The sequence below is a fragment of the Micromonospora foliorum genome (assembly GCF_022229015.1).
Classification (GTDB): Bacteria; Actinomycetota; Actinomycetes; order Mycobacteriales; family Micromonosporaceae; genus Micromonospora; species Micromonospora foliorum.
In genome coordinates this window covers 1-1,945 of sequence record NZ_JAKKFF010000540.1, presented here as the reverse complement: position 1 = coordinate 1,945, position 1,945 = coordinate 1, and the positions used below count along the sequence as shown (strand labels likewise).

Here is a 1,945-nt window from a genome sequence, read left to right as displayed (position 1 = left end):
GGGCCGGTGAGGAATACCGGCGGCGGGCGCGGCGCCCGGCCTGGAGGCCGGCGCGAGGGTCCGGAAACGGTGGGCCGAGCTCCGCGGTGCCCGGCGGGGCCAACGCCTGTGTGACGGGCGCCACCGCGTCCGCGGCCCGGTGCAGGGCCGCGGCCCGTTCGGCCGGCGCGGTCGCCGCCCACTGGGCCGCCGCGTTGCGGGCCGCCTGGGTCGCCTTGCCCACCTCGTCGGCCGTGGCCACCGGCACCGTGCTCACCGGCGTGTCGTCCGCCGGATCACGCACGACCAGTTCGCCGCCGTCGCCGCCCGCACCCCACACCCCGCCCACCAGTTGCGCAACCATGTACATGCGGCGTTGGATGCCCCGGCCCCGGCGAGGCAAACGCGTTTCGCCCGGTTGCGCGCCGGGTAGGCGGATCCGATGACAACCACCGCCGCGCAGAGCGCGGACGCCGTCATCATCGGCGCCGGCCACAACGGCCTGGTGGCGGCCAATCTGCTGGCGGACGCCGGCTGGGACGTGGTGGTGCTGGAGGCGACCGCGGTGCCCGGCGGCGCGGTCCGCTCCGCCGAGGTCACCGCGCCCGGCTACCTCAGCGACCTCTACAGCTCGTTCTACCCCCTCGGGTACGCCTCGCCCGTGCTGGGCGGCCTCGACCTGGGTCGGCACGGGTTGTCCTGGCGGCACGCGCCGGACGTGCTGGCGCACCTGCTGCCGGACGGTCGAGCCGCGGTGATCAACCGGGACCCGGACGTCACGGCCGCCTCGCTGGAGCAGTTCGCCCCCGGGGACGGCAAGCGTTGGCTCAACGCGTACACCGACTGGCTCGACGTGGCCGAGCCGATGCTGGAGGCGATCACCTCGCCGTTCCCGCCGGTACGCGGAGGGCTGGGTCTGCTGCGTCGGTTGCGCGTCGCCGGCGCGCTGCGACTCGCGCGCCGGCTCGTCGTGCCGGTCCGCAAGATGGGCGACGAACTCTTCGACGGTCCCGGCGGGCCGGCCCTGCTGGCCGGCTGCGCGCTGCACACCGACCTCTCCCCGGAGGAGGCCGGCTCCGGGGTGTACGGCTGGCTGCTGGCGATGCTCGGCCAGCAGGTCGGCTGGCCGGTGCCCGACGGCGGCGCGCAGCAGATCACCAACGCGCTGGTGGACCGGTTGCAGGGGCGCGGCGGGGCGATCGTCTACGGTGCCCGGGCCGACCGGGTGCTCACCGCCCGGGGCCGGGCGATGGGGGTCCAGGCCGTCGGCGGCGCGCTGTGGCGGGCCCGGCGGGCCGTGCTCGCCGACGTCCCGGCGCCGGCGCTCTACCTCGACCTGGTCGGCGCGGCGGCACTGCCGTCCCGGCTGGTGGAGGACCTGGCGCACTTCCGCTGGGACGGCTCCACGTTGAAGGTGGACTGGGCGCTCTCCGGGCCGGTGCCCTGGACGAACCGGCAGCTGGCCGGCGCCGGCACCGTGCACCTCGGCGCGGACCTCAACGGGCTCACCCACTACGCCAGCGAGCTGGCCCGAGGCGAGCTGCCCCGCGACCCGTTCCTGCTGGTGGGGCAGATGTCGGTGGCGGACCCGAGCCACTCCCCGCCGGGCACCGAGTCGCTCTGGTCGTACACCCACCTGCCGTTCCGGCGGAACTGGCGGGCCGAGGAGGTCGCCGGGCACGTGCAGCGGATGGAGGACGTGCTGGAGGCCGCGGCCCCGGGCTTCCGGAAGCTGATCGTGGGCCGACACGTGGCCGGACCGGCCGACCTGGAGAAGGGCAACCCGAGCCTGGTCGGTGGCGCGCTCGGTGGCGGGACCGCCGCCGCGTACCAGCAGCTCTTCCTGCGCCCGATCCCTGGCCTGGGCCGGGCGGACACCCCGGTGGACCGGCTCTTCCTGGCCAGCGCGTCGGCGCACCCCGGCGGCGGTGTGCACGGCGCGCCGGGCGCGAACGCGGCCCGCGCG

2 protein-coding genes are annotated in these 1,945 nt (G+C 76.5%); one reads left to right on the top strand and one right to left on the bottom strand.

What is annotated here, in order from left to right; genetic code table 11:
* Nucleotides 1-349, bottom strand: a 349-nt coding sequence (locus tag PSH25_RS29820; protein ID WP_238662177.1) for an aldehyde dehydrogenase family protein, incomplete at its 3' end; no start/stop codon positions are given.
* A gap of 72 nt (nucleotides 350-421) precedes the next feature.
* Here PSH25_RS29820 and PSH25_RS29815 point away from each other — a divergent pair.
* The coding region (locus tag PSH25_RS29815) for a phytoene desaturase family protein (RefSeq protein ID WP_238662176.1) at nucleotides 422-1,945 on the top strand (1,524 nt) is incomplete at its 3' end.